General features: G+C 63.6%; 13 protein-coding genes, 1 tRNA gene and 1 pseudogene. 9 read left to right on the plus strand and 6 right to left on the minus strand.

Annotated elements, in window-relative coordinates; genetic code table 11:
- Position 1: 1 nt before the first annotated feature.
- A complete protein-coding gene (locus tag ACP7AI_RS01360; RefSeq protein ID WP_426163238.1) occupies positions 2-1258 on the minus strand; it encodes a pseudouridine synthase in 1257 nt (418 codons plus the stop codon).
- A gap of 123 nt (positions 1259-1381) precedes the next feature.
- Entirely contained in the window at positions 1382-4504 is a 3123-nt protein-coding gene (locus ACP7AI_RS01365; protein ID WP_426163240.1) for a TonB-dependent receptor domain-containing protein, read from the minus strand.
- A 236-nt stretch (positions 4505-4740) separates the two neighbouring features.
- On the opposite strand from ACP7AI_RS01365, the gene ACP7AI_RS01370 reads away from it, so the two are divergent.
- The 3 genes and pseudogenes from ACP7AI_RS01370 to ACP7AI_RS01380 all read left to right on the plus strand — a co-directional run bounded on the left by ACP7AI_RS01370 (position 4741) and on the right by ACP7AI_RS01380 (position 6506).
- Positions 4741-4824: transfer RNA gene (locus tag ACP7AI_RS01370), tRNA-Leu, on the plus strand.
- Between the two features lie 393 nt (positions 4825-5217).
- A pseudogene (locus tag ACP7AI_RS01375) lies at positions 5218-5427 on the plus strand (IS3 family transposase); the annotation flags it as partial.
- A 416-nt stretch (positions 5428-5843) separates the two neighbouring features.
- Positions 5844-6506 carry an outer membrane protein gene (locus ACP7AI_RS01380; protein ID WP_426163242.1) on the plus strand — a complete coding sequence of 221 codons (663 nt, stop codon included), beginning with the start codon at positions 5844-5846 and terminating at the stop codon, positions 6504-6506.
- A gap of 567 nt (positions 6507-7073) precedes the next feature.
- On the opposite strand, the gene ACP7AI_RS01385 is transcribed toward ACP7AI_RS01380, so the two are convergent.
- Positions 7074-7373, minus strand: a complete 300-nt coding sequence (locus tag ACP7AI_RS01385; protein ID WP_426163244.1) for a hypothetical protein — start codon at positions 7371-7373, stop codon at positions 7074-7076.
- 862 nt (positions 7374-8235) lie between these two features.
- Between ACP7AI_RS01385 and ACP7AI_RS01390 the strand changes: the two genes are divergently transcribed.
- Positions 8236-8664 (plus strand): response regulator, encoded by a 429-nt coding sequence (locus tag ACP7AI_RS01390; protein ID WP_426163246.1) that lies wholly within the window; start codon positions 8236-8238, stop codon positions 8662-8664.
- 97 nt (positions 8665-8761) lie between these two features.
- Positions 8762-9724, plus strand: a complete 963-nt coding sequence (locus tag ACP7AI_RS01395; RefSeq protein WP_426163248.1) for a sensor histidine kinase — start codon at positions 8762-8764, stop codon at positions 9722-9724.
- 102 nt (positions 9725-9826) lie between these two features.
- On the opposite strand, the gene ACP7AI_RS01400 is transcribed toward ACP7AI_RS01395, so the two are convergent.
- Positions 9827-11980: a family 1 glycosylhydrolase gene (locus tag ACP7AI_RS01400; RefSeq protein WP_426163251.1), complete on the minus strand. Its 2154-nt coding sequence runs from the start codon at positions 11978-11980 to the stop codon at positions 9827-9829.
- Positions 11981-12225: 245 nt separating this feature from the next.
- Between ACP7AI_RS01400 and ACP7AI_RS01405 the strand changes: the two genes are divergently transcribed.
- Together ACP7AI_RS01405 and ACP7AI_RS01410 are read left to right on the plus strand one after the other, a co-directional pair.
- Entirely contained in the window at positions 12226-13233 is a 1008-nt protein-coding gene (locus tag ACP7AI_RS01405) for a chemotaxis protein CheB (RefSeq protein ID WP_426163253.1), read from the plus strand.
- A 49-nt stretch (positions 13234-13282) separates the two neighbouring features.
- Positions 13283-16846, plus strand: a complete 3564-nt coding sequence (locus tag ACP7AI_RS01410; protein WP_426163255.1) for a chemotaxis protein CheB — start codon at positions 13283-13285, stop codon at positions 16844-16846.
- A gap of 170 nt (positions 16847-17016) precedes the next feature.
- Here ACP7AI_RS01410 and ACP7AI_RS01415 read toward each other — a convergent pair whose 3' ends face one another.
- A complete protein-coding gene (locus ACP7AI_RS01415) occupies positions 17017-17316 on the minus strand; it encodes a hypothetical protein (protein ID WP_426163257.1) in 300 nt (99 codons plus the stop codon).
- Between the two features lie 344 nt (positions 17317-17660).
- On the opposite strand from ACP7AI_RS01415, the gene ACP7AI_RS01420 reads away from it, so the two are divergent.
- Positions 17661-18032, plus strand: coding sequence for a winged helix-turn-helix domain-containing protein (locus ACP7AI_RS01420; protein WP_426163259.1), 372 nt, complete (start codon positions 17661-17663; stop codon positions 18030-18032).
- A gap of 80 nt (positions 18033-18112) precedes the next feature.
- On the opposite strand, the gene ACP7AI_RS01425 is transcribed toward ACP7AI_RS01420, so the two are convergent.
- Positions 18113-19069, minus strand: a complete 957-nt coding sequence (locus ACP7AI_RS01425) for a hypothetical protein (RefSeq protein ID WP_426163261.1) — start codon at positions 19067-19069, stop codon at positions 18113-18115.
- On the opposite strand from ACP7AI_RS01425, the gene ACP7AI_RS01430 reads away from it, so the two are divergent.
- Positions 19068-19229: a hypothetical protein gene (locus ACP7AI_RS01430; protein WP_426163263.1), complete on the plus strand. Its 162-nt coding sequence runs from the start codon at positions 19068-19070 to the stop codon at positions 19227-19229. The two genes, ACP7AI_RS01425 and ACP7AI_RS01430, sit on opposite strands and share 2 nt — an antisense overlap.
- Positions 19230-19295: the final 66 nt, after the last annotated feature.

The raw sequence follows: 19295 nt of genomic DNA on the forward strand, positions 1-19295 counted from the left end.
TTCACGCCCTCGCGAGTGATTTCCGCAAGCTGGCGACGACGCCGTCGGGCACTTCATCGGCATCGCGCGGTTCGAGATCGCCGAGTTCGATCGGGCCATAGGCGACGCGGATCAGGCGACTGACCTGGAGGCCGAGATGTTCCAGCACGCGGCGGATCTCGCGGTTCTTGCCTTCGGTCAGCGTGATCGTCAGCCACAGGTTGCGCCCGGTGCGGCGCTCGATTTCGGCATCGATGGGGCCATAGCGCATGCCGTCGATGGTCAGGCCCTCGATCAGCGCCTCGACCGCCGGCTGGGTGATCTCGCCATAGGCGCGCACCCGGTAGCGGCGCGGCACGCCGCTCGACGGCATTTCGAGCGCGCGCTTGAGCGCGCCGTCGGTGGTCAGCAGCAATAGCCCCTCGGTATTCATGTCGAGCCGACCGACGGGGACGACGCGGGGCAGGCCGGGGGGCAATATGTCCATGATCGTCGGGCGGCCGCCGGGATCGCGCGCCGTCGTCAGGAATCCGGCAGGCTTGTGAAAACGGAACAGCCGCGACGGCTCCAGCGCGGCGACGGGATTGCCGTCGACGGTGATGCCGTCGAGGCTGGCGACGATGGTCGCCGGCGTGTCGAGCACCTTGCCGTTGAGGACGACCTTGCCCTCGGCAATCATGCGTTCGATGTCGCGGCGCGAACCGATGCCGGCGCGGGCGAGCAGCTTGGCGATGCGCTGCGGCTCGACGGGGACGTTCTTGCCGGATTTCTCGGCGGCCCGCGCGGCCACGCGCGCATCACCCCGCCCGCGGCGGCCGGTCGGCGGCGCGGGCAGGTCGCTGAACGGCGCCGGGTTGGCACGTATCGGCTTGCGGCCGTCGCGTGGCGGGCGCGGTACCGCCTTGGGCTCGCTGCGCGGCAGCTTGGGCAGGCGGCCGCCGGGGATGTGGCGGCGGCGCTCGCCCGAGTTCTGATCGCGCGGCTGGTCGAGCGCCTCGGCCTCGCGGCGGCTGTGGACGAGCACCTCGTCGGCGGCGCGCGGCCGCGGGCGCGGGTTGACGGGGGCGACGGCGCGGAAGGTGCGGGGTGCGTCGTCGCGCGGCCGGGCGTCGTCGGGGCGCGGCGGACGGGTCCCGCCGGCGCGGGGAGGGCGCGTGCCCTCGGCACGGGGTGCACGCCGGTCGCCAGTGGGGCGGTTGCCTGTCGGGCGGTCGCCGCCCGGGCCATGGGGCGGTCGGGCGCCGCCCGAGGGCCCGCCGGTTTTTCTTGGTGGTCGCATCGTGCCAGCCTTGCGGCCAAGCGGCTGGCAAGTCCAGCCTTGTGACAGCGCGGAGGTTCCTGAAAAAGCGAAGGGGCCGGTCTTGCGACCGGCCCCTTGCCACCACTGTCGTGCGGCGAACGATCAGTATCTGACCGAGAAGCCGCCATAAAAGAAGCGGCCGGTGTTGCTGTAGATGGCGCTGTCGGTCAGCCCCAGCAGGTCGAACGGCGGCAGCTTGTCGAAGGCATTGTCGACGCCGACGTAGATCCGCTTGCCCGGGGTCAGCTCGTACTGGAACCGGAAATCGGCATAGGCGGCGTTCGGGTAGAAGACGCGCGGGAACTGGTCGGCGTTGGTCGGCGGGCGGCCCTGGACGCTGTTCTGCGCATCGAAGCCGGCGGCGACCGTCATCTTGCCGATGTAGCGGATGTTCACGCTGGCATCGAACGCCTTGTAGCCCAGGTTGAGGCGGAGCTGGCCCTGCCATTCCGGATCGCCCAGCGTCTGCTTTTCCTGGGTGATGCGACCGGGTTCGGTGATCGAGGTGAATTCGTTGCGCTCGATCAGGTACGACACGATGGCGCGGGTGCCGAAGCGCCAGTCGGCACCGAAGGTCGTGTTGTAGGTCAGGTCGAAATCGATGCCCGAGGTCTTCTGCCGGGCATAGTTGAACGGACCCTGGGTGAACGACGAGCCGGTGGCGGGGAAGTCGACCTGGCTGCCGGCGTGGAGGACGTTTTGCTGGCCGGCAAAGGTACCATTGGGGTTGCGCGTGAGGGCGCGGCAGAAGCTGTTGTCGATGCCATCGGGGCTGTCGTAGCACTGGTTGATGACCGTCTGCGCCAGCACCGTGTTGATCGCGTTCTTCAACTCGATGTTGTAGTAATCGACCGTCAGCACCAGGCCCGGGGCAAAGCGCGGCGTGAAGACGCCGCCGATGGTGTAGCTGTTCGACACTTCCTCATCGAGCAGCGGATTGCCGCCGTTGAGGCCCGAGATGCCCGATGCCGGACGGTTGGTGAAGGGTTCGGTGATGCCGTTGAAGGTCTGGGTCGTCGGCACACCGCCGGCGGCGCAGTTCGCGGCGCGATTGGGGTTGCTGTTGATGTTCTGCTGGCCGCAGGGATCGACAAGGCCGTTGAGGAAGGTCTGGCTCTGCGATGCGAACAGGTTGAACTGGGTCGGGGCACGAACGGCGCGACCATAGCCGGCGCGGAAGCGCAGGTCCTGCACCGGGGACCAGGTCACGCCGGCGTTCCAGGCAAAGGTCGATCCGGTGTTGCCGGTGTTGTAGTCCGAGATGCGCGCCGCGCCTTCGAGGGTCAGTTCGCGCAGCAGGAACACGTCCTTGACGAGCGGCAGGCGAAGTTCACCATAGGCTTCCTTCACCTCCAGCGGCGGCGGCGCGAAATCGGCGATGGAGTTCAGGAACGTGCCGCCACCGCGCGTGAAGGCGTCGAAGGCCGAGAAGCTCGTTTCGCGGCGATATTCGCCGCCGACCGAGAAGGCCACCGGGCCGCCGGGCAGGCTGAACCATTTTTCGGTGTCACCCGAGACAAAGGCGGTGAAATCGAGCTGGTCGGAGCGCTGCTTGCGCGACGAGGTGTAGAGGAAATAGTTCAGCGCCTCGGCGCTCGGCGCGCCCAGGCCGAACAGGTTGACGGGCACGCAGGCGGCGTCGTCGTTGGTGGCGATCGCATCGTTGTTGATGCCGCAGACGATGTTGCCGGCGGTGTTGCGCACCGCGTTGACCGAGTTGGTGAACTTGGCGAGGTTCACGTTGCCGCGGGTTTCGTAATAGGTGTCGACGTGGCCATAGTTGGCGGCGACTTCATAGCGCCAGGTGTCGTTGAAGGTGCCTTCGACGCCCAGGACGATGCGATAGAGGTCGCGGCTGTGGTCCTCGCCGCGGCCGGCGAAATCGATGTTGAAGCGCTGCAGCGCGAAACCGGTGGCGCCGGGGGCGAGCAGGGTGACGAGCGTGCTGCGCGCCTGCGCCGTCAGGAACGGGTTGTTGATGCTGAAGGTCGGGTTGAGCGCGCCCGACGAGAAGGTCGGCTGGCCTTCCTGCTGCGACTGGGTCATCACGTACTTCGCCTCGGCGAACACGGTGAAGGCCGGGTCGAATTCATAGCGGGCGAGGATGTTGCCGGCATAGCGGGTGGTGCCGGTCGACAGCTGGCCGACTTCGCGCAGGGTCGAACCGAGGCCGCCGACGGCGTTGCCCGAGCCGAAGGGACGGAAGTCCGTGGTGACGACGTTCTTGACCAGCGTGCCGTCGGGCAGAAACGCAAAGACGTTGCCGAGCTGGGCACCGGTGCTGGTGAACAGGCCCGAGCAGTTGAGCGCGACACGGGCCGCGTTGGTGGGCGTGGGCGCCGGGCAGGCGGACGTGATGGCACCACCGGTGGTGATGCCGATGTTGTTGACGTTACGGATAAACGTCGTGTCGAAAATGCCGTCGCCCGCCGCCGGCTCGGGGGTGCGGCCGGGGCCGGTTACCGACGTGTCCTGGGTCAGCTGGAACTGCGAACGGCCGCCGAGGGCGCCGGCGAAATCCTCGCGCTGGCTGTAGTAGAGCGGGTTCTGCTGCGAATATTCGACGTTGACGGCGATGTTGCCGCGGCCGTCGTTGAAGTTCTTGCCGTAGGTGCCGCTGAGGAAATAGGTCGGGCGGTCGCCGCGCGACGACAGGCCGGTCTGGCCGTCGAGGGCGATGCCGTCGAAATCCTTCTTGGTGATGAAGTTGACGACGCCGGCGATTGCATCCGAACCATAGACGGCGGAGTTGGCGCCGGTGACGATGTCGACCCGCTCGACCAGCGCATTGGGGATGGTGCTGGTGTCGACGGTGCTGGTGCCCGGCTGCGACGTGACATGGCGGCGACCGTTCTGCAGCACCAGCGTGCGCGCCGTGCCCTGCCCGCGCAGATCAAGGATGTTGAGGCCGGCGGTACCGATGGCGCCGCCCGAATTCTGCGAGCCCGAGGTGACGCGGAAGGCCGGCAGCTGCGACAGCTGGTCGCCGATGTTGACTTCGCCGTTGATGGTCAGCTCGGCGCGGGTGAGCGTCGTGACCGGTACGGCCGAATCGAGGCCGGCGCGGGCGATGCGAGACCCGGTGACGATGACCAGCCCTTCGTCGGCAGCCTCTGCCGCGGCAGTCGTCGTGGCCGGAGGCGCCGCCGGCGCCACAGTCTGCGCACTTGCAGCCGCAGCAAGAAGCGCCAGCGCCGAAGCGCTGGACAGGATGATGGTACGCATGAGAGCCCCCTCAATTGCGTTGTTGATGATGCCGCAATGCTAAATGTGGGGGCAGGCCGCCGCGAAGCACCAAATTGCCGCAACGGCTGTTCCATGACATTTTTGTTATGTGCGTGACATTTCGGCATCGCTCCCGCACGTCCGGGAAGCTTTCTGTTAACGAACGGTCTTTCACCGCCTTCATGGAATGGCAGCAGTTGAAGACGATGCGCCGATGCGCTAGTCGCGGAGCCGATGCCCCTGTGGTGAAATGGTAGACGCGTCCGACTCAAAATCGGATGGAGAAATCCGTGCTGGTTCGAGTCCGGCCAGGGGCACCAATCTCGGTAAAACTGGGCACTTGCCCGGTGGCTATCCGATTGTCGAGGACGGCATGTTCGAGTGCCGCCTTGGACCAGAGGATACGGATTTCCGTGGTGGTCACTTCGACCTTGTCGACAAGCAAACGGACATAGGCTTTTCGCAGAAACCGGGTCATCGCCTTGTAGCTTGCGGACGATCATGTCCCCGAAATTTGGCGTCGAGCCCGGCAATCGTTGCGTCAAGCTCAGCTTTTTTGCCCCGCTGGTCCGCAAGACGTTTCGCAAAGATCGGATCCTTGGCCGACATTAGGCCTTCTTCGATGAGTTCAAGCAGGGGGTTGATTGCCGTCTCGCAACGCGTATTGGCCTTTCGAGCTTGAACCAGATCTTCCTGCCGCTGCGTAGCAACGGTTGAAGGTGCGCCGCCGCGGCGGCCGCAAGCGGGCGCTGGGGACTAGGGCGCCAATGACGGTGCCGCAGGGGCCGTACCAGCGTTGGTCGCTCGACTTCGTATCTGACGCCTTTGCATGCGGCCGGCGGTTCCGCATCCTGTGCGTCGTCGACGACTTCACGCGGGAGTGCCTGGCGCTGGTGGCCGACACGTCGCTGTCAGCCATCAAAGCAAAGGGCTCTACTTCTGAAAGGTACCAATCAGGGGTGCACGTCACGGCCTGCAGTTCAGGCGTGCACCTTGGCCATCATCGGTCCGGCCTCGGCGACAGACGACGCGCTCAACAGCGCCAGCCCCATGAACCTGTAAGCGCCGAAAGCGGTTATGTCTGTCATCCGTATTTTGACAGAAGCTCCGCAGGGCGCCGGCTCCACCCTCGGCGCTTCGTTGTCAGTTCGGGGCGCCGCGGTTCAGGCCACCAAGCTTCAGTACGTGCGGGACCTTCCGGAACGCACGCATAGTTCGGCAGCGGCCCCCTGTGCCGCATTGGTCACACCGACATTATTCATCGAATAGCCGGGAACTGAGTAATCGCTAACGCCGTTGTCGAAAACAATATCCTCGACAATATTCTGGGAGCAAATTGATGAAGATGTCTTACGCTGCAGCCGCAACGACTATCGTTTCGGCGGCTTGTCTTTACGGTGGCGTGGCGAATGCTCAGGTGGCACCCTATGTCGCCGCTACCGGCGGACTGACATTTCCAAAGGACCTGGAATCCGATGCAGGGATCAGTGGTAATTTGAAGAACGGCTATGCCTTCACCCTTGCCGTAGGGACCGGACTCGGCCCGATCCGGGCCGAACTCGAGGGGAGCTACCGTCGCAGCAGCGTCGATGGCGCCAGCGGTTTCGGCCTTGAGCTGCCCGGCACCGGCAATGCGTCGGCGCTCAGCGCGATGGCGAATGCCTATTTCGACCCGGCATTCAATATCGGACCGCTGCAGCCCTATGTCGGTGGAGGCGTCGGAATCTCTCGCTTTCGCGCTTCGAATGTCGCTGCCGTCGGTCTGCCGTCCGGTGGGCCGGTCGGCAGCTTCGGCCCGATCAGCGGCGACCGCACCGGATTTGCCTGGCAGCTGATGGCCGGCGTTGGTGTTTCCGTGGCGGAAAAGGCCAGCCTGACGCTTGGATACCGGTATTTCGCCACACCCGGGGTGACAGTTAATGACGTGCCGCTGTTCGGTCCTGTTCGTCTCGATGGCTTGAAGATCCACGCTGTCGAAGCCGGTGTGCGCTTCACGTTCTGAGGACATGCGGCGAGCGTCGCTTCCAGTTATCGGAACGGCTGACCAGGACGGTCGAACAGCTCGAGCTGCGGCTCGAGGACCTCGAGGTCCAAGCGGCCGCCGATAGTTCTCGGCAACGATCCGCGCCTTGTCTTCGTCGGACCAATCCGGCGCCGCCGCGTACTGGTGAAAGCGCTATTGCGCGCCGCGCGACCGTCGATCACGCTAGCATCGTCACATCGCATCGTCATAGCTTCAGCGCCGCCAGCCCCGGGGATCAGCAGGACCCGCGGGTTATGCACCCACCAGCAAGATGGGGTCAGAACACCGCTTACATCGAACGCACCTATCGGCTTCGTGAAATGGCAATGTCTCTTAGCCGCCACCCGGCGCATGACGCCGTTATCCTCGCCAATAGTCCGCAAGTCGATGTTGCAAAGTTCGCGTCGGTCGCGATCGGCCGGTGCTAACGTGTCAGATATGCCGAACATCCCCTTTACCCGGGCCAGCCAATTGGAGTGCGCCGTGACCGTCTTTAACGACCCACAATCCGATATTGAGCGAGTCGATATTCGGCCTTAGTCGCCCTTAACCGGAGTCCGCCGAAGTATCTTCGCCGCGGGCGACCACGTTGAAGGCCTGGCAAAACACGCCGCCGACTCCGCCACCAGTCTCAAACAGTGGAACGCAAACCACATCAATGACGAACGTCGGGTTGTCCCCGGCGAACCCTGCCGGCAGCCTCCGCGCGCTTTGTCGCTCACCGGCCAGGTGCGCCCGGTCGAACAATTCTGCCCAATCCTTGCCCGAAATTGCAGGGCAGGCTTCCGCCAAAGGTCCGCCCAGCGCACCAGCGTCGTTGAAAAGCCGCCGATAGCCGTTGCTCACATATTCAACGCGGTGAACGGGCCCTGACGTCGTCAGCGCAAATCCCGGTGGCTCACCTGTCGCTGCCGGGTCGGGAGACGTTCTGTCCGTCGCAAACATTGAGCCGGCCCTGGTCCGCCCTGCCGGAATGTCCGCAACGGCCGTCGCGCCGTACAGGTCTCGGACGGCTTGCTTCAGGCTTCCGAAAAAGTCGCGAGTAATTATCAACGCACGCATGGTAGGCCGCGCCGGCCATCTCCGCGGAGCCAATCGATCAAAATCGCTCGCCTGCCAGCACACACGCGATCCGTTTGACTGCTGCCGTTACTGTAACATCCATCTGACTAACCTTTCCTCAAGGCTGCCTTTTGGCAAACGATCGCCATGACGTCGTGGAGCGAGCGTGCCCGCTCTAGATTGTGCCCGTCGCTAACAAAAGACGCTGCCGTCGGTGTAGCGCAACTCTCCCAAAGCGAGTGCCACGTACCCCGGCGCAAGTTCCTCCGGTTGTAAACGCGTCTGGGAAGCGATCGGGTTCATGCCTAGCGGCGATGAATACAAGATGCCTCCAGGCTTTCTTATTTGTCACAAGCACGAACGAACGGCAGCATGCGGAGGCCGGCTCCAGTGGTTTACGCCCCCCCTCGGTCGGTTCAATCATATACAAGCGACGTAAGCTATATCAGCATGTTGAGTAGCCAGCATTGGTGCCGTTCACATCGAGGTGGCGACATTTGCAAGGGGCAGGCGCCGAGAACAGCACAGTCCGATCACGATCAAGGATCAATTCTGTTTCCAAGGCGTTAGGGGAAGGCTGAACGCATGGATGGGCGCCGGTGCCGACAGCCCCGGTTCACGCAAAGGTCTGTAGATGGTCCCTCGAATGAACGCGTCCGCGTCGGAGGTGTACGATGGTCCCCGTTGCACCTGCACTGTACTGATCGTTGAGGACGATGTCCTCCTCAGGATGATGGCGGCTGATATCGTCGACGACCTGGGCTTTGCTGTCCGCGAGGCGGCCAGTGCGGACGAAGCGATCTTGCTCCTTGAAACACACGACGACATCAGTATCGTTTTCACTGACATACAGATGCCTGGGTCGATGAATGGCTTGCAGCTTGCCGTCCGGACCCGCCAGCAAAAGCCTGCCGTCGGCCTTGTGATCGTCAGCGGCGAGCATACGCCTGACGCGGACCAAATTCCGGATGGTGCATTATTCTTCGCCAAGCCGTATAACCCCGTCGTACTGCAGGCGGCCCTGATGCAGCTATCGACTGCCGCGCCTGAGACACACCTTCCGGACGTCAGGTAACTTGGGGATTGCATCCTCCTGCCAGCAAATGGGTTCTGGGAGTTCAGATGAGGCCCGGAGCATGACGCAAGCTAGCACGTTGCCTTCGGGTTGGGGCATGAGACAGCTGCAAGCCGCGATCGATGCTGCAGACGTGGCGCTCTGGTCTTGGAATGTCGATGACGATCGGTTGACGATGTGCGAGCGGGCATTCAGCCTTTGGGGTGTACCAAGTTGCGAACAGGTGACATTCGAAGAGTTGTCGGCGCGCATCCATCCAGCGGATCGTGACCGCGTCCGCCAAGCGTTCGCGGCGACCCGGTCCATGCCGGGGAGCTACGAGATGGATTTTCGGATTACCCGTGACGATGAACTGCGGTGGATTTCAGCGCGCGGTCACGGCAACGACGAAGAAATTAGAAATCGCGTCATGTTCGGGGTTTTTCTCGACATAACGGAGCGCAAGCAGGCGGAAGAGAATCATGAGCTGCTTGCCGGCGAAATGAGCCACCGCGTCAAGAACCTTCTGGCCATCGCATCGGGTCTGACAACAATCACCTCCCGCTCAACGACCACTGCCGCGGAGATGGCGGGCGACCTGACGCGGCGGTTGACCGCGCTAGGGCGTGCGCACGATCTTGTTCGGCCTTTGCCAGGAGCAGGCGGTGGCGCCGCTCTTCTCGGCGATCTGTTTACGGTTCTGCTGGCGCCTTACGACGATATGGGTGCAGCGCTCGAACGCGTCCGCGTAGCGGTGCCTCGCATGAGCGTCGGACAGAATGCAGCGACAACTTTGGCGCTCGTCGTTCACGAGCTTGCTACCAACTCGTTGAAATACGGGTCACTATCATCGCCGGACGGATCGATCGACATTCAGTGCTCGACCAACAACTCGGATGTTGTCGTAGTCTGGACCGAGCGTGGGGGGCCAGCGACGGCAAAACCATCCGATGGAGAGGGTTTTGGCAGCAAGCTGGTCCAGCGCAGCATGGCCGGGCTCGGCGGTACGATCGCTTATGACTGGGCGTCGGAAGGCGTCGTTGCGAGGCTCTCCATGCGCGAAGACCGCCTGGCGAACTGACTGGACTTCGGCGGCGTTGCTAAGAGTCAGCGGGATGGGGTCGAACCTTTCGGTTGCGCTGACCCGACCGCAGCCATGTGCCGAACTTGCGGTTCCTCGATCTTAATTGGCCGGTGCCGTGCGGGACGCTGCCGGCCGGTAGGTGGCGCTAAATCGTTCGATCGCCGACGCGAGCGCCGGCATCACCAACCCTCGGCAACTCGTCAGCCGCGCATCGGCCGGCCGCGGCGCCAGCTGGCCGAGCGCGCCGCCGTTGGCGCGACGGACGAGGCGGCGCTGTAGGCCGCTCGCTTCGGCCAGCGCACCGGCAAATTCCGCCCAGTCCATTCCGCCGGCACTGGCGAGGTGCCAGATGCCGTTCTCGCCGTCGATCAGCAGGTCGAGCAGCGTTGTGACCAGGTCGGGCACATAGGTCGGAGACACGATCTGGTCGGCGGCTGCGGGGAATGGCTGCCCGCGTGCGAGTGTGTCCAACGCATGGACCGCGAAATTATGTGGGTCATGCGGCGAAAAGAATGCTGCCGTGCGCACGATTAGCGCATCGGGACAAGCCAGGCGGACGCGGCGCTCGGACTCAGCCTTGGCGCGGCCATAGGCATTGACGGCGCGCGTCCGGTCGCGCTCGTGATAAGGTGCGCCGGCGCGGCCGTCGAATACCTGGTCCGACGAGATATGCACGAGCCGGATGCCGCGTTCCGTGGCGGCGCGGGCAAGCGTTTGCGGACCAATGGCGTTTACCTGGCGACACAGGCGTGGATCACGCTCCGCCCGGTCGATGTCGACAAGCCCGGCGCAGTTTATAATCGCCCAGGGCGCGAAGCGATCGAGTGCGGCTGCTACCGAGACCGGGTCGGTCAAGGTTAGCAGGTTTCGATCGGTCATGAGATGGGCAAGGCCGCGCACCTGGCATTGCCCCGCGATCGCGCGGGCCAAGGTGCCGGTGGCGCCGATAATCAGGATTGGCCGTCCCGCCAAAGGTGGCGCGGGTGTCGACGCGGCATAGCTCGGTAACATCCGTTCCGGTCGCTGCCACCATCCTGCAGCTTCGACGATTTCCGACAGCGGCGGATCGGCACCGTGCGCGAGCGCTTGCAACAACCCTGCCATGGCGGTCGGCCGCGGCGGCGTGCTGCGAACGTCGAAGACTCCCGGTTCGTAATGACCGTCGTCGCGGGTCAGCAGGCTGTTCCAATCGAAGGCGCCGAGCAGTGACCAAGCAGTTACGGCCTCAACGGGGATACCTTCTGATGCCACTGCGCTCGCCGCCCGCCAACCTTGGTAAAACCAGCGCATCTGCTCGTCGCGGGTCGAGCCGTTGTGACACTCGGTAACGGCAAGCGTGGTGCCATACCGATGCCAGGCCTGTCTCAGGAGCCCTGCGAGGTCGATCGTAGATTCGACGGTGCGTACGGCGTCGAGGTTGGTACAGGGAACACCATCGCTGGCGGGCACAATGTCGGGGTGCAGGTCGCAACGGTGGGTGAGGTAGCGATTGCTGCAAAGGTAATGGTTGATGCCGATGACATCGGCCGGGCACGGGTCATAGGCAATCTTCTGCAACTGGTTGGCATGGCCATGCTCGGCGATGCGCGACCAAAGCGGATGGCCAGGGACGACCAATCCGGCGAGTAGATCCCAGGTCAACCACCGACGGTGGTTCTCGAAATCCCTCTGCTTCGCCATCTCGGGCGTCGAAGAGGCTTCGCCCAGGTCGTCGGTCTGGATCAGTCGCGCTTGCGGGTTGACCGCACGGATCGAGCGCATTGCCAGGCGTGTCGCGTCAATCTGGTTAAGCAGGGCAAGCCACAGGGCCGCCTCGTCGTGACGATGAGGGTACCAATGGCCGTAGAGGCAACTAAAACGCGCGGTGGTAAGCGGCTCGTTGACAGGGGTCCAGTCGTGCACATGCGGATAGCGGCGCGCGACGACGGCGGCATGTTCTGCAAGGCCGGTGGCGAAGTCAGCATCGAGGAGATCGGTCCCAGCAGGGCCGCTGCCGTGGTGAACCAGTCCTACGATCGGTCGCATGCCAAGGCGCTGCAGTGCCGCCATGTGAGTGTCGACCACTTCAAGATGTTCGGGGCGCGCCGCTGTTGTCTCCCATAGCACCGGAAGACGAATGGCCTTGATCCCGAGACGCGAAAATGGCGTGAAATCCAGCGGTTCTGTGCGGCGGTTGCCGCGACTTGCCTGGTCAAAAAAGCAATCGTCAATGCGATTGACGGTGCACTCGAGACCGCCCCAGAGTTCGACCATTGTCAATCACCTTTGTCGCACAAGTGTCCATGCGCGTGAAAGAGAAGAAACAAGCCTCGACTATCGCAGTTCCACGCCGACGTCGTTTTCGGGATAGCGGCGTCGCTGCTTTCGTTCCGTTGGCTTAAAGAACGGAGTGTAATGACCATCCGAAGGCACCGTAACGACGAGCTGGGCGTTGTTGGAGCACATTGTCCGCGCGCACGATGCAACCGCTTCCGGTCTTCAGCGCCAAAGGATGACGAATGTCTCCTCCCGGTACGATTATTGTAATTGGCGCGTCTGCTGGTGGTGTCGACGCACTTCGCACAATCGTTGCTGCGCTCCCTCGTGAACTTGATGCTGCGCTATTTGTAACGCTGCACATCGGGGCGCACAAAAGCGAGTTACCGTGGCTGCTCGGCCGCATCGGTACGCTTACGGCAAGCCACGCCGTTGACGGTGAAGAGATCCGCGCAGGGCATGTCTTCGTCGCGCCGCCCGACCATCATATGGTCGTCGAACCAGGCAGAATTGTACTCACCCGAGGGCCTCGCGAGAATATGGCGCGACCTGCAATCGATCCGATGTTCCGCAGCGCGGCGCGTGCCTACGGTCAGGACGTCATCGGCATAGTATTGACCGGCGGGCTCAACGACGGCACTGCCGGCCTGATCGAGGTAAAGGCGCAGGGCGGAACAACGATCGTCCAGAACCCGGCAAATGCGTACGGCTCAAGCATGCCGCAAAGCGCGATAGATAACGTTGTGGTCGATCACGTCGAAGAGATCGCCGCGCTTGGCCCGCTGCTGATTCGCCTTGTTGCTGCACATCACGACAGCGGCGGCCGGGCGCATAGAAATCAGACATCCGGTGACGCGCAGGAGAGGGGCATGACAGGTCAGTTCACACAGCATAAGCCGGTTGCGGTAACCTGCCCCGACTGCGGCGGTGCGCTGCGGCAGAGCCAGCTTGGATCGTTGACGCAGTTCACTTGCCATATCGGCCATGTCTATACGATCGAGGTGATGATGGCGGCGCAATTCCTTGCGATGGAACGCTTCATCGAGCAGGCACTGCGCTCGCTCGGCGAACGCGGCGAGTTGTGCCGTGTGATGATCGATGAAATCCGTTCGGTCGACGAGGGAGCGGCCAACCAGTGGAAGGCAGCAGAAGCCGAAGTGCGCGACCGGACAGCGGTGCTACAGGGTTTGCTGAACCGCCGCTGGATTCACCCCGCGATCAATGGTGGCGTCAGGCCAGCGGAGGGTTAGCTCACGCTGGCTGCCACGTCGGCGTTTAAGCCGTGACACGAAATGCATAATGGCCCAACGTGCCTCCGCCGCAGAAGTTGATCGTTGCGTTCCGGCAAGCATGGGGGCCCGTCGTATGCCAATCGCCGCTCCTGCTTTTCTGACGGTTGGCATCGGGGCCTCGGCCGGCGGGCTCGAGGCGTTCAAGAGCTTTCTTGGCGCAATGCCCGCCGACAGCGGTATGGCCTTCGTGCTCGTCCAGCATCTGTCGCCGGACTACAAATCCATGCTCGCCGAATTGCTCGACCGGGTCACTGCGCTCGATGTCGTCGAGGCGCATGACGGACAGGCCCTGAAACCCGATTGTGTGTTCGTCATACCGCCCGATGCGACGATGACGCTCGCCGCGGGCCGTCTCAAGATCGTGCGTCCGGCACCGCCTCGTGAGCGACGCCGGCCGATCGATACGTTTCTCCAGTCGCTTGCCGAAGACATGGGCGAGTTTGCCGTCGGCATCATCCTGTCGGGCACGGGAAGCGACGGTGCGCTCGGTGTTGCGACGATCAAGGAGCACGGCGGCTTCACGCTGGCACAGGCCGAGCACGACCACCTGGCGATGTCCGGGATGCCGCGCAGCGCGTGGGACACCGGCCTCGTCGACGAGGTTCTGCAGGTCGAGGCCATGCCCGAGCGGCTGATTTCCTACCGCAACCACCTTGCCAATGTCGCGGCCGGCAAGGATGACGAGGGTGTCCGATCGGACGCTGCTTCCCATCTGTCGGCCATCCTGCGCGCCCTGCACGTGCGCACCGGCCACGATTTCAGCGAGTACAAGGAAAAGACCATCGTTCGCCGGTTGCAGCGACGAATGCAGGTTTTGCAGGTCGACACGCCCGAAGCCTATATCGCGCGACTGGCGGAGGCGCCCGAAGAACTCGACATGCTGTTCCGCGAGTTGTTGATCAGCGTCACGCAGTTCTTTCGCGATCCGGCAGCATTCGAGGCATTGAATGCGACGGTGATAGAACCGCTGGTCGCGAGGACGACGGGTGACGAGGCCGTTCGCATCTGGGTGCCTGGCTGCGCAACAGGGGAAGAAGCTTACTCGCTGGCGATCCTGCTAAGGGAAGCATTCGACCCGCGCCGGACGCGTCCGAAGGTACAAATTTTCGCCACGGATCTCGACGAACGCGCGATCGGTATTGCGCGGAGCGGCCGCTATGCCAAGGGGGCGGCGGGACTTTCCCCGGAGCGGGCCGAACGCTGGTTCACTTGCGATGGAGAGGAGTTGTGCATCAATTCCGAAATCCGCGAGATGTGCATCTTTTCGGTGCACAGTGCGGTGAAACACCCGCCGTTTTCGCGCCTCGACCTGATCTCTTGCCGCAACCTGCTCATATACCTCGATAACGCCGTTCAGGATCGGCTGATGTGCACATTCCACTATGCGCTAAAGCCCGAAGGCAAGCTTTTCCTCGGCAACTCGGAGTCCGTTTCCCGAACCGGCAAGATGTTCAGCGTGATCGACAAGCGGCATCGCATTTTCGAGCGGTCCGATGTGGCTGTGGGCTCACTACCAACGTTCGCCCCTGGCAATCGGGCAGTCGGACGAGTGCCCACCGAGCCGCAAGCCATCCCCGGCGACGACATCGACCGGAGCATTCGGCGGGTAATCGAGAAATACAATCCGGCGCATTTGTTGCTCGACCGGTCGAACCGTATTGTTCGTTTCTCGGGCGGGACTGCAGGGCAGTATCTCGAGCCGTCACCGGGCGCGGCAAGCTTCTCTTTGTTCGACCTCCTTCGCAAGGCCTTGCGCCCCGCAGCACGCGAAATTCTCCAGGACGTTCGTAACTCGGCCGGCGCGGCGCGGCGCGACAACATCACAATCCGCGTTGAGGGAAAGCCACGCCTCGTCAGCTTGACTGCCGAGCATCTGGCCGACAAGGGATCAAATGCGGAGTTCGTTGTACTAGCGATCCACGACGGCGGTCCGGCATCCTTGCGCGGCAAGGGCACATTGCATGGCGGCCAATCGGCTGATGAGTTCGAGGCAATCCAGCAGGAGCTGCGTACCACAAGGACTCAGTTGCAATCGACAATCGACGAGCTTGAGACCGCCAATGAGGAGATGAAATCCTCAAACGAGGAATATCAGTCGGTCAATGAGGAACTGCAATCCTCAAACGAGGAGCTTGAGACCGCAAAGGAGGAGATGCAGTCGGTCAACGAGGAACTACAGACGATCAACACCGAAATCGCCAGCAAGAACGAACAGCTTACCCAGCTCAACAGCGACCTCAGCAACCTTCTCGAGAGTACCGAGATCGCCACGCTGTTTCTTGACAGCGTGCTCCGCGTACGACGTTTCACGCGCGGCGTAGCCGAGGTTTTCCATGTGCGCGACAGCGATGTCGGAAGACCGATTACCGAGATCGTGACCCTGCTCGACTATCCTGAACTCGAGCGCGATGTGAAGACCGTCTTGCGCAAGCTGACGGCTGTCGAGCGTCAGGTCACGCTCCACGACACCAGGTCGAGCTACATCCTGCAGATCCGCCCCTACCGCACTGTGGACAATGTAATCGACGGTGTCGTTCTAACCTTCGTCGATATCACCGCGCGCCAGGCTGCGGACGAAGCCGTCCGCAACAGCGAAGCCAAGTTTCGCATGCTGTTCGACTATATCGACGAAGGGTTTTGCACGCTTGAAAGGATCTCGGTTCCGGCCGGCGGGCAGAGCGATTATGTGTACCTGTCAGCCAATCCTGGCTTCGAACAACAGAGCGGCATCAAAAACCCGGTTGGCAAAACGATCCGTGAGATCGCACCCGGTGAGTCTGAAGCGTGGTTCGAGATCTATGACAAAGTTTGGGAAACTGGCGAGCCAGTCCGCTTCGAGCGCGAGCTGGAGACGCAGGGCAGGGCGCTGGAAGCCTATGCCTTTCGTTTCGAAAACGGCGCGGGACCCAAGCTAGGGGTTATTTTCCTCGATATCAGCGACCGCAAACGGCACGACGAGCAGCAGGAGCTCCTGCTCGGTGAGATGGATCACCGCGTCAAAAACCTGTTTGCCGTGATCAGCGGGATAGTCTCGCTGAGTGCCAGATCGGCGCCGACACCCCTTGAAATGGCGACCACAATCCAGGGGCGTATCAGAGCGCTGGCGAGCTCACATCAGTTGGTACGCCCTCGCCGTACATCTCCAATCGGCCAACGGTTCGAGACCTCGCTTGCGGAGGTCGTTGACACGGTTCTGCGTCCGTACGTCGCAGGCACGGCTGCGGCCCGTGCGGTCACAGACGGACCCGAGATCGCCGTCTCTGGCGATGCCGTAACGAGCCTGGCAATGATCCTGCATGAGCTGGCGACCAATGCCGCGAAGTACGGCAGCCTGTCAGGAACGACCGGCCATGTTCACGTCTCCTGGAGAACGGTTGGGGATATGTTGGAGTTATCGTGGGTCGAAAGCGGCGGGCCGCCGATCAACGGCCCGCCTGCCCGAGAAGGTTTCGGAAGCCTACTCGCCCGTCGTACCGCCAGCGGTCAACTGAAGGGTAGTCTCGCCTATGATTGGCAGCCCACCGGGCTGAAGGTGACCCTCTTGGCATCATCGGAACGGCTCGCCGGTTAGGCGGTTGACCCCTTACCTTGTTGTCTTGGCAGCGTATGCTGCACGATGCCCAGGCAAATCTCGTGGTAGAAGTCGAACCAAGCGTTGCCATGGCTGGCGGCGTCCTGCGCGTCTCCGCCGGCGTCTTGCAGGCGCACGGCAAAGTAACCCAGATCGACGGCCGCTGATCGTCAGCGGCCCTGAAAAAAGATTGCCGCTGGTCGAACCGATGAACATCGCTTCCCCGTACCGCCAAGGGCGAGAATATTGATATAGGCCGAGGCGTTGGTCGGCTTGAAATCCACCGTCAGCGTCTGGCCGGCGCGGGCGTTGACGACATAGCGGCTGTCCCGGTCGCCCCTGATGCTGCCATTCAAGGTCGCTGAAGACGCGCCCTTGGCAGAGGCCACATTCGTCGTCTGCTGGGCGGTGGCAGACACCGCAAGCAACAGGCGGGCAGCGGCCAGCGCTGTCGAGATCAGCTTGGTCATATCAGGGTCCTTCCATTGTCAATTGCAAGGAAGTCATTGTCAGCCGCGGGACCTGCGATGATAAAACGAGTCCATGCCGAAAGCACGCACCACCCGTCGCCAAGGTCCCGTGTTCGCCGCCATGTCCGCCGGTGCGCGGCATCGGGCCAGCCAGCGCCCGTGCCGCCGTCGGCCCAGATCGCTGCGGATTGCCTCCGCCCCCGATATGCCGCCGGAGAGCGTCGGATCACCATAAAGGCTGCTGCGCGCCGATCGCCGATTTCATACCATGCTGCCCCAGACCCGCTATGTTCGGACGGATACAGCGCCATTGACAACAGCGCCGGCCCCCGGTGTCAAAGGCCATGGCCGAACGCCCGCCCTCGACCGATCCTTCGATCTGGTTCCGCCTGCTGCTGCCCACCGGTGCGCTCGGACCCGGGAAGATAGCGCTCATGCGTGCGGTCGCGGCGACGGGCTCGGTGTCGGCTGCTGCCCGGTCGCTGGGGATGAGCCATGCGCGCAGCGTGAAACTGGTCGCCGAGATCAACGCGCTTGCCTCGACGCCCCTGATCGACACGCGCGCCGGCGGTCCGTCTGGCGGGGGCGCTTCGCTCTCTCCCCTGGGACATGCCGTCGTTGGAACTTACGCCGAGATCGAGGGCAAGGTCGCGGAAACGACGTCGAGCGCGCTGGCGCAATTGTCGGCCATGCTCGTCGCCCCGCCCAAAGGCTGACCGCCGATCGGATCGTCCCGGCGCCAGTCCGCTGCCCGCAAGGCGACGGTCCTGTGACCTTGCCGCCAGCTCGCTGGCTGCTATTTCCGCGCCAGCCGCGCCGCATACAGGCCCATCCGGTTTCGCAAGGGCGCTTCATCTCCCACGCTCGCCGGAAGGCCCAGCACCGGAAGGGTCCGACGGGCGGCGACGCTGCCGGCGGTCGGGTCGGCGGCAATCGCGGCGAGGATGGCGGCGCGCTGATCAGCGGGGAGGCGGACCTTCAATTCGGCGGCGACCAGCAGGGGCAGGTGGGATTGCAGCGGTTCGTTGTCGTAGAGATCGGGCACGACGGCGATCAGCAGCAGGTTGCGCGCGCGCTGGGTCAAATCGGGATCGGCCGCGGCGGGCCAGTTCCGAATTTGGCGCTGAACGCGGGCGAGCGCGCTGGCGGTCGCGGCATCGGGGGGCATGACGGCGATCGGCGCGATCGGCCCGGCCGGTGCCGCAGCGATAGCGAGATCGGCGCGGGGCATCGGCGGGCCGGGCCGGTGCCAGACGAGGGCCGACAGGCCGAGCCACGCCGTGAACATCACCGCATAGGGCCAGCGACGTGGCCGCAGCCGAGCCACGAGCAACGTCACCGCCGCAGTGCCGGCCAGGGCGAGCAGCGCCGAACTGGCTGCGCGCGTCCCGGTACCCGTCAGCGCCGTCTGGATCGCGACGCTCGCCCATTGCGCGGGCAGCAGGACGAGCAGCCACGCCGGCAACGCACCCGGGATGGCCGACGCCGTCAGCAGCATGGCCGCTTCACCGGCGACCACGAAGACGGCGATCCACCAGCCCCTGTTGTACGCGGCGTCGGATGCGGTGCGGGCGAACAGGGTGCCCCGGGCGGCAAAGCTGAAACTGGCGATGACGATTGCCAGCCCGGTCGAGAACGGGTGCGGCAGGGGTGGCATGCCCAGCGCCCGGGCCAACAGCAGGAGGCCGGCCCCGGCCAGCAGGGCCAGCAGGACACCGATCCACAGGCGCCCGGCAATGGCCGCCGCGATCATGCCGACGCCCATCAGCCCGACGGCCAATATGGGGCCGCCCACCAGGGCCAACGGCGCCGGCGCCGGCGCATCGACAAGCATCAGCATGGCCAGGCCCGGTGCCACGACCCCGGCCAGCGCCATTGTCGGCCAGGCCAGAGACGGCCAGGCGAGAGGTTGAGCGTGCGACAGGGATTTCACGACAGGAACACTGGTTGAAGCACAGGGCATTGTCGAGCCGGCGCCT

Origin of the sequence: Sandarakinorhabdus sp. DWP1-3-1 (assembly GCF_049896705.1) — a bacterium.
Classification (GTDB): Bacteria; Pseudomonadota; Alphaproteobacteria; order Sphingomonadales; family Sphingomonadaceae; genus Sandarakinorhabdus.

Coding starts and splice junctions, on each gene's coding strand:
- ACP7AI_RS01360 (WP_426163238.1), bottom strand. CDS start 1,258: ATGCGACCACCAAGAAAAACCGGCGGGCCCTCGGGCGGCGCCCGACCG.
- ACP7AI_RS01365 (WP_426163240.1), bottom strand. CDS start 4,504: ATGCGTACCATCATCCTGTCCAGCGCTTCGGCGCTGGCGCTTCTTGCT.
- ACP7AI_RS01380 (WP_426163242.1), top strand. CDS start 5,844: ATGAAGATGTCTTACGCTGCAGCCGCAACGACTATCGTTTCGGCGGCT.
- ACP7AI_RS01390 (WP_426163246.1), top strand. CDS start 8,236: ATGAACGCGTCCGCGTCGGAGGTGTACGATGGTCCCCGTTGCACCTGC.
- ACP7AI_RS01395 (WP_426163248.1), top strand. CDS start 8,762: ATGAGACAGCTGCAAGCCGCGATCGATGCTGCAGACGTGGCGCTCTGG.
- ACP7AI_RS01400 (WP_426163251.1), bottom strand. CDS start 11,980: ATGGTCGAACTCTGGGGCGGTCTCGAGTGCACCGTCAATCGCATTGAC.
- ACP7AI_RS01405 (WP_426163253.1), top strand. CDS start 12,226: ATGTCTCCTCCCGGTACGATTATTGTAATTGGCGCGTCTGCTGGTGGT.
- ACP7AI_RS01410 (WP_426163255.1), top strand. CDS start 13,283: ATGGCCCAACGTGCCTCCGCCGCAGAAGTTGATCGTTGCGTTCCGGCA.
- ACP7AI_RS01415 (WP_426163257.1), bottom strand. CDS start 17,316: ATGACCAAGCTGATCTCGACAGCGCTGGCCGCTGCCCGCCTGTTGCTT.
- ACP7AI_RS01420 (WP_426163259.1), top strand. CDS start 17,661: ATGGCCGAACGCCCGCCCTCGACCGATCCTTCGATCTGGTTCCGCCTG.
- ACP7AI_RS01430 (WP_426163263.1), top strand. CDS start 19,068: ATGCCGACGCCCATCAGCCCGACGGCCAATATGGGGCCGCCCACCAGG.
- ACP7AI_RS01425 (WP_426163261.1), bottom strand. CDS start 19,069: ATGATCGCGGCGGCCATTGCCGGGCGCCTGTGGATCGGTGTCCTGCTG.